This window comes from Frankia sp. CcMO1 (genome assembly GCF_977945845.1).
The window spans coordinates 36,903-44,532 of record NZ_CDWTMG010000016.1; the positions used below are offsets into that span (position 1 = coordinate 36,903).

General features: G+C 69.6%; 6 protein-coding genes. All 6 read left to right on the forward strand.

Annotated features, from left to right (window positions below; genetic code table 11):
• Nucleotides 1-608 precede the first annotated feature (608 nt).
• The gene (locus AC08OU_RS04145) at nt 609-1,463 is read left to right on the forward strand and encodes a glucose-1-phosphate cytidylyltransferase (protein ID WP_462202737.1); all 855 of its coding nucleotides are present in this window, start codon (nt 609-611) and stop codon (nt 1,461-1,463) included.
• Between the two features lie 20 nt (nt 1,464-1,483).
• Nucleotides 1,484-2,902, forward strand: coding sequence for a DUF4910 domain-containing protein (locus AC08OU_RS04150; RefSeq protein ID WP_476599112.1), 1,419 nt, complete (start codon nt 1,484-1,486; stop codon nt 2,900-2,902).
• A complete protein-coding gene (locus AC08OU_RS04155) occupies nt 2,899-3,681 on the forward strand; it encodes an IspD/TarI family cytidylyltransferase (RefSeq protein WP_476593092.1) in 783 nt (260 codons plus the stop codon). The genes AC08OU_RS04150 and AC08OU_RS04155 overlap by 4 nt, the downstream gene beginning before the upstream one ends.
• Complete coding sequence (locus AC08OU_RS04160; RefSeq protein WP_476599114.1) at nt 3,644-4,567, forward strand: phytanoyl-CoA dioxygenase family protein; 924 nt, start codon at nt 3,644-3,646, stop codon at nt 4,565-4,567. The genes AC08OU_RS04155 and AC08OU_RS04160 overlap by 38 nt, the downstream gene beginning before the upstream one ends.
• Nucleotides 4,567-5,361, forward strand: a complete 795-nt coding sequence (locus tag AC08OU_RS04165) for an SDR family oxidoreductase (protein WP_476599116.1) — start codon at nt 4,567-4,569, stop codon at nt 5,359-5,361. The genes AC08OU_RS04160 and AC08OU_RS04165 overlap by 1 nt, the downstream gene beginning before the upstream one ends.
• Nucleotides 5,362-5,993: 632 nt before the next feature.
• Nucleotides 5,994-7,310, forward strand: a complete 1,317-nt coding sequence (locus tag AC08OU_RS04170; protein WP_476599118.1) for a hypothetical protein — start codon at nt 5,994-5,996, stop codon at nt 7,308-7,310.
• The last annotated feature ends 320 nt before the right edge of the window (nt 7,311-7,630 follow it).

Here is a 7,630-nt window from a genome sequence, read left to right on the forward strand (position 1 = left end):
ATTTCGACTCCAAGGGCTGCACTCTCCCCGATCCGGTGACTCGCAACGAGGTCCGCCATCACCGTCGACACCTGAGCCGAGACTCGTTCGGTAATCCGAGAGTGATCGCCAAACAGTAACAACCACTGACGAAGTGTGCCTTCGGCGGCCTCGGCTTATCACGCAGTGCAACGATCGACCATCCGTAGGCCAACCCTCCCGCTCCGAGAGAATCGTTCGACAGGCGCACCCGACCCACCGAAACCGTCATCCGGTCCCAGAGTCAGGGGAGTCACGGGAGTTACCGGAGTCAGACGCATGGGAGGCCCGCGGGGTTGTGGGGTCTATGCCGCACGCGCGGGTTCGTAGGGACACCACCAGCCGGCAAAGGCCCATACGGTACCGTTGCCACGGGATCACGCCCGCACGCACGTTCGCGGGCGAGCAGCGACGTCCTCACCCGCGTGAGAACGCGCCGCCCGCGCAGCCGGACCGCCCGGTGGCTGCCCCCACCGGTCACGACCAGCCGGCCCGCGGGACGGCTGTCCCGGGTCGCCCGGAGCGCATCGCGGTCCCGCGACGACCAGGCCATCGACGCCCATCCGCCCCGAGCGCGTCCGGACCGGGGCATGAGCACGGGAGACGCAACAGCCTTGAGCATCGAGATCGCCCAGACCAGCGAGATTCCCGACGTGGCGGACATCCCCGTCGTGATCCTGTGCGGCGGGATGGGAACCCGGCTGCGGGAAGCCAGCGAGAAACTACCCAAGCCGCTGGTGGACATCGGCGGCAAGCCGGTGCTGTGGCACATCATGAAGACCTACGAGCACTACGGCTTCCGTAAGTTCGTGCTCTGCCTCGGCTACAAGAGCGATCTGATCAAGAACTACTTCCTCGCCTACCGTGCGCAGGTCGCCGACTTCACCCTCACGCTCTCCGACGACCACACCCCCCAGTTCCACAACACCGTGGGCGACGAGGCGTGGGAGGTGACCTTCGCCGAGACGGGCCTACTCACCGGAACCGGAGCCCGGCTGCGCCGGGTCGCCCAGTACCTGACCGGCCCGCGGTTCATGCTGACCTACGGCGACGGAGTCGGTGCCGTCGATATCGGCGCGGTGCTCGCCGACCACCTGGCGTCGGGGCGGATCGGGACGGTCACCGGCGTCCGGCCGTCGAGTCGCTACGGCGAGCTGACCACGGACGGCAACGCCGTCACCCTCTTCGCCGAGAAGCCGCCGCAGACCGGCTGGGTGAGCGGGGGATATTTCGTCTTCGAGCGCGAGTTCATCGACAAGTACCTCGACGACGACCCGGCACTGCTGCTGGAGCGTCACCCGCTGCAGCAGCTGGCCCGGGACGGTCAGCTGACCCTGCACACCCACGACGGATTCTGGATGGGTATGGACACGTTCCGCGACTGGACCGAGCTGAACCAGCTCTGGGATTCCGGTGCCGCGCCTTGGCGTGTCTGGGCCGGCTGAGGTTCCGGACGGGTCCAGCGATGAGCGATTCCTCCCGCGGCTCCGGCAGTCCCGAGCCGAACGGTTCCCCCCTGAGCGGTTCCGACCCCGGCGGCGCAAGCGAGTACGCGGCGACGGCAGGCGCCGACCCGGGTACGTGGCTGCACGACCTGGTCGCCACCCTGCTGCCCCCCGCGCGCAGTATCACCGGGGACGGTGTCCGCACGACGCTCGCCACCGTCGCGCGGGCGCTCGGCCCGGAGCCCGCGCTCACGGTGCACGAGGTCCCCAGCGGGACACCGGTCCTGGACTGGACCGTGCCCCGGGAATGGAACGTCACCTCGGCCCGGTTGACCGGCCCGGACGGCAAGACCATCGTCGACGCCGCTGACAACCCGCTGCACCTGCTGGGGTACAGCACACCGGTCCGCGCCCGGCTGTCCCTCGACGAGCTGCGCCCGCACCTGTTCTCGATGCCGGACCGCCCGGACTGGGTGCCCTACCGGACCTCCTACTACACCGAGAACTGGGGCTTCTGCCTGACCGACCGGCAGCTCGCCGCGCTGCCCGACGGCGAGTACGGCGTGGAGATCGACACCACCCTCACCGCGGGGTCGCTGACCTACGGCGAGATCATGCTGCCCGGGACCACGGACGACGAGTTCCTCATCACGACCCACACCTGCCACCCGGCGATGGCGAACGACAACTGCTCGGGCATCGCCACGGCCACCCTGCTGGCCCGCACCCTGGCCAGGCTGCCCCGCCGGCACACCTTCCGGCTGCTGTTCATCCCCGGCACGATCGGATCGATCACCTGGCTCGCGCGCAACCGCGACACCGTCGGGCGCATTCGGCACGGGCTGGTGCTGACCGGCCTGGGTGACCGTTCCGACCCGACCTACAAGCGCAGCCGGCGGGGTGACGCCGTCGTCGACCGGGCCGCGGCCGCGGCGCTCGCCGAGACCGGGCGGCCGCACCAGGCCATCGACTTCTCCCCCTACGGCTACGACGAACGGCAGTTCTGCTCCCCCGGCTTCGACCTGCCCGTCGGCCGGTTCGGGCGCGGCCAGCACGGCGACTATCCGCAGTACCACACGTCTGCGGACGACCTCGACTTCGTGACCCCGGAGTCACTGGCCGACTCGTTCGCGATCCTGCTGCGGACGATCGCCATCTGCGAGCGCGACCGCATCTGGCGCAACACCGCCCCCTACGGGGAGCCGCAGCTCGGCCCGCGAGGCCTGTACCGCGCCATCGGGGCCACCATGAACCGCCAGGCGATCGAGATGGGCCTGCTGTGGGTGCTGAACCTGGCCGACGGCACGCGCAGCCTGCTCGACATCGCCGACCGCGCGGACCTGCCGTTCGACACCGTCGCGGCGGCGGCCGACGCCCTGGCGGGCGTCGATCTGCTCAGCGACGTCACCAGCGCCGCGCCCGCGGGAGCCCAGCGGTGACCGACACCGCTGTCGCCGTCACCAACGGCGCGGGGAGCACCGGGAACAGCGGCCCGGTCTGGACGATCGTGCTGGCCGGCGGCGGCGGCACGCGTTTCGGCGGGCCGAAACAGTTCTTCGACCTCGGGGGTGAGCCCCTGCTCGCCCACCCGGTCGCGGCAGCGCGGCCCGCCAGTGACGGCATCGCCGTGGTCGTCCCCGCCGCCCTGATCGGCCACTGGTCACCGCCGGACGGAGTGCGGGTCGTCGCCGGCGGCGCCACCCGGGCCGAGTCCGTCCGGGCGGGGCTGGCGGCCGTGCCCGCGGACGCCGGGATCATCGTGATCACCGACGCCGCCCATCCGCTCGCGACTCCCGCCCTGTACCAGCGGGTCGTCGACGAGGTCCGCGCCGGCGCCGACGCGGCCGTACCCGGGCTCCCGCTCACCGAGGTCGTCAAGGAGATCCACTCGACGGTGATCGACGGCCTCCCCGACGACACCCCCCGGTTGGTCACTGGGGCCTCGCTGCCGCGGGAGACACACCGGCTCGTGCAGACCCCGCACGCCTTCCGGGCGGACCTGCTGCGCTCCGTGCACGCGGGGGCCCGCGAGGCCGTCGAGGACTCGGCGATGGTCGCCGCGGCCGGCGGCCTAGTCGTGGTCATCCCCGGCGAGCCGGCGAACATCCATGTCACCACGCCGGACGAACTCGCCATGGCCCGGCTGCTTCTCACCCATGTCCGTTCCGAGGGGGAACCTGATGAGTTCGGTACTGGTCGAGTCCACGCTGTCCGATGACGAGCGGCGGGCGAGGCTCTACGCCGGCGAGCTGTTCGTCTACGCGCCCAGTCCCGCGACGCGGGAGTTCGTCGAGTTCAGCCGCGCCCTGATCCGCGAGGCCTTCGGCGATCTCGACCCCGAGACGGCGCAGTACCACATGCCGGTCGAGGACTACGCGGCCCTGCTCGCCGAGCTGAAGCCACGGTTCATCCACCACCCCACCTGCAAGGAGCTGCTGCCGGCGATTCTCGCCGAGCACGGCTGCGACCTGTCGAAGACCTACTTCGACGTGCCCCGGCTGCGGACCTCGACGTCGGACGACTACCTCACCTCGGGCATCGCCTACGCCTTCCACCCACACCGCGACACCTGGTACTCGGCACCGTTCTGCCAGCTCAACTGGTGGATGCCGATCTTCGACATCGTGCCGGAGAACGCCATGGCCTTCCACCCGCGCTACTTCTCCCAGGACGTGAAGAACGGTTCCCGCGACTACGACTACTACGAGTGGAACGCGAAGAACCGGGCCGACGCCGCGAAGCACATCAAGTCCGACACTCGCAAGCAGCCCAAGCCCGAGGAGGAGGTGGAAATCTTTCCGCAGACCCGGGTGGTCGCCCCCTCCGGCGGAATAATGATCTTCTCGGCGGCCCAGCTGCACTCCTCGGTGCCGAACAACTCCGGCCGCACCCGGTTCAGCATGGACTTCCGCACCGTCCACTTCGACGACGTGGTCAACCACGTCGGAGCGCCAAACGTCGACGCGGAGTGCACCGGCACGACCATGCGGGACTACCTGCGTGGCACCGACCTGAGCCGGATCCCCGAGGACATCTGCCTGACCTACGACACCGCGCCGCCGCGGGAGGACGCGGTACTGGTGTTCTCCCACCAGAACGTCTGATGGCGGCCCCGAACGGATCGGGCGCGGGCGCAGGCGCGGACGGCCCGGCGGCGGACGAGGTTCCGCTCGCCGGGCAGGTCGCTGTGGTGACCGGTGCATCGAGCGGCATCGGCCGGGCCACCGCGCTGCTGCTGGCCTCGGACGGAGCCACCGTCCTCGCGCTTGGGCGCGACCAGACCCGGCTCGACGCCCTCGGCAAGGAGGCAACCGGGCCAGGCAGCCTGACGCCGGTGTGCCTCGACCTGACCGACGACGCGGCCGTCGTCGCGTTCACCGCCGAGGTCACGGGCCGCTACGGCCGCGTCGATCATCTGGTGCACAGCGCCGGCGCCTACGGAAGCGCCCGGGTGGACGCCGTGTCGTTGGCCGATCTCGACGCCCAGTACCTCGCGAACGTCCGGGCACCGTACGCGCTCACCCAGCGACTGCTGCCGGCGCTGCGGGTCGCCGGGGCCGACCGCGGCGCCGACATCGTCATCGTCAACTCCACCCAGGGCATCCGGGCCGGCGCGGGCACCAGCGTGTTCGCCGCCACCCAGCACGCCATGCGGGGGTTCGCCGACAGCCTGCGCCAGGAGATCAACGCCGACGGCATCCGGGTGACTACCATCCATCTCGGCCGTACGGCGACCCCGCGGCAGGAGGCGATCTACGCCCGGGAAGGCCGTGAGTACGCGCCCGAGCTACTCGTCCAAGCGGCCGACGTGGCCGATCTCGTCGATTACCTGATCCGACTCCCACCCACCGCGGAGATCACCGAGCTACACCTGCGGCCGGCGAAGAAGAGCTACTGACGCGCTCCCGCTGCGCAACGACTCGGGGCCCGTGGGCGCGCCAGAGCCCACGGGCCCCGAGGCCTAGAAGTCCGCCGACGGCACGATCCCGGCCTCGGGACCAGGACCAGATCCAGGACCAGGCAGATCCTGCACAACCGCCACAACGGCGATGATGACCGGTCCGAACCCGAGGCAGACCAAAATCGAATATCACCGCGGCGATGACGCCGTCCTGGTACGACAAACGCGCGTCACCGCCAGGCGGGTTCCCGAGCTGGGTCCCTCATGGCGGCACCGATCTACACGGATGCAAACCGATGGCTGTCGGGTCGGACGACCGCTATTATCCACCGCCCGCGCCGGGTTCGAAGAGCCCCCACCAGCTGGCTGCGAGACGTAACGAAGACGCGACCGTGCGCTCCGGAAACGGCACGGAGACCGCCTTGCGAGACGGCACGAGGGCCCCGGATACACTGAACCGCCCGCGCCGTCCGCCCGTCGCGCCAGCTATCCGACGTGCCGACGTGCCGATGGGCTTCCATCGCCGGGCCCCGCCGCCGGGCGCGGCGCCCGGGAGCCCACTGACCAGGAACGGGGGACGGGAACCAGTGGTCACCACCACGCTCACGACCAGGATTCCACGGTCGTGGGTGATCCCGACCCAGGAGGCCGGCAGCGGGAAGTCGGTCAACGACGCCACCCTCCGGATGCTGACGATTCTGCTCTTCTGCGAGATCTTCCTGCAACGAATCGCTTTCCCGGTGGGCAGTTCACAGGTTCAGGTAATCCTGCCGATCACCTATGTCTGCGCGGCCTTGATGCTGCGGCGCGGAGGTCTGACGTACAACTCCGGCCGGGTGACCACCTACCTCGTCGCGATGACGGCATGTTCGGCCTCGGCACTCGTCTCCTTCCTCCAGCAGAACGACGACACGTCCTTCACCTCGTTGTTGCTGCTGCTGGCGACATACGTGCCGTTCCTCTTCGGCCTGCGCGGCGCGGACGCCCGCGCTCTCCTGCCCCGGCTGCTGGACCGTTTTCTGATCATGATCACGGTGCTCGCCGGTCTCGCCCTGTTCCAGTTCGCCATTCAGCTCGTCGGCGTTCCATACACCGACGTCGTCAAGAACGTCGTGCCGCCGCAGTTCCTGATGCAGGGGTTCAACACGTCCTACCCCGTGCAGTATGGCTCGTCGCTGTACAAGTCGAACGCCTTCATCTGCCTCGAGGCGTCGTTCTGCTCGCAGTTCCTCGGCTTCGGTATCGTGGTCTGCACACTGCGTAACGGCGGCTGGTGGCGCATGATCATGTTTGTGCTGGCCATCCTGAGCACCGTTTCTGGCACCGGTCTGCTCCTGCTGGCCTGCGCGGGCGTCCTGCTGGCCGTTCACAAGGGCGCCCGATTCGCGCTCACCGCCCTGCTCGGGGTGAGCCTCGTGGCGCTGATCATCAGCTTCACCCCGGCGTCGGATATCTTCGCCGCGCGTGCCACGGAGACGTCCTCATCGACGTCTAGCGGCAGCCTGCGCTTCGTCCAGCCGTACCAGCGGACCTGGGACGCGCTCGGCAGCGATCCGATGACGGTGGCGTTCGGCTGGGGGCCCGGGTTCGCCGACCGGGACGCCGCCGCCTTCTACCACCGCACCGGACTACCGCTGAACTACGCCCTCCTACCCAAGCTGATCCTCGAGTACGGCGTCGTCGGGACCACCGCGTTCATCGGTCTGGTGGTAGCGATGTTCGTACGCGGCTCGCAGTCGTTCGTGCTCTCCGGATCTGTGTTGATCTTCTATAGCGTGCTGTCCGGAGGCCTGCTGGCCCCGGTCGTCACCGGGCTCGGCCTCCTGCTCGTCACCTGGTTCACGGTGACCCCAGAGGAGGCCGTCAGGCTCCAAGGGGATCCGGGAGCGTCGTCACCGCCGCTCCCACCGGCTCCCGTGCCGGGCCGGTCCTTCGCCGCGATCTGACCCACGGCACGGCACGACACGCGCGCGACCGCACCACATCGCGCGGATGGCGCCGTCCACACAGACCGCCGCCCCACCCGTGCTCGCCGCCCCACCCGTGCTCGCCGCGCCCGCCGACGGTCGCCGCGGGTCCCCGTGTCGAGCCACCGAAGGACGGACTAACGGTTCCGCTCGCCTCACCATCGCGATGGCCGGCACTGGGACCGGGACCGGGTATACCACGAGGAGCCGGTACGACGAGGAGCCGGTATGACGAGCCGGACGGTCAGATTACGCTGACCGCCCGGCTCGTCATACCGGCGTTGCGCCTCCTAGAATCC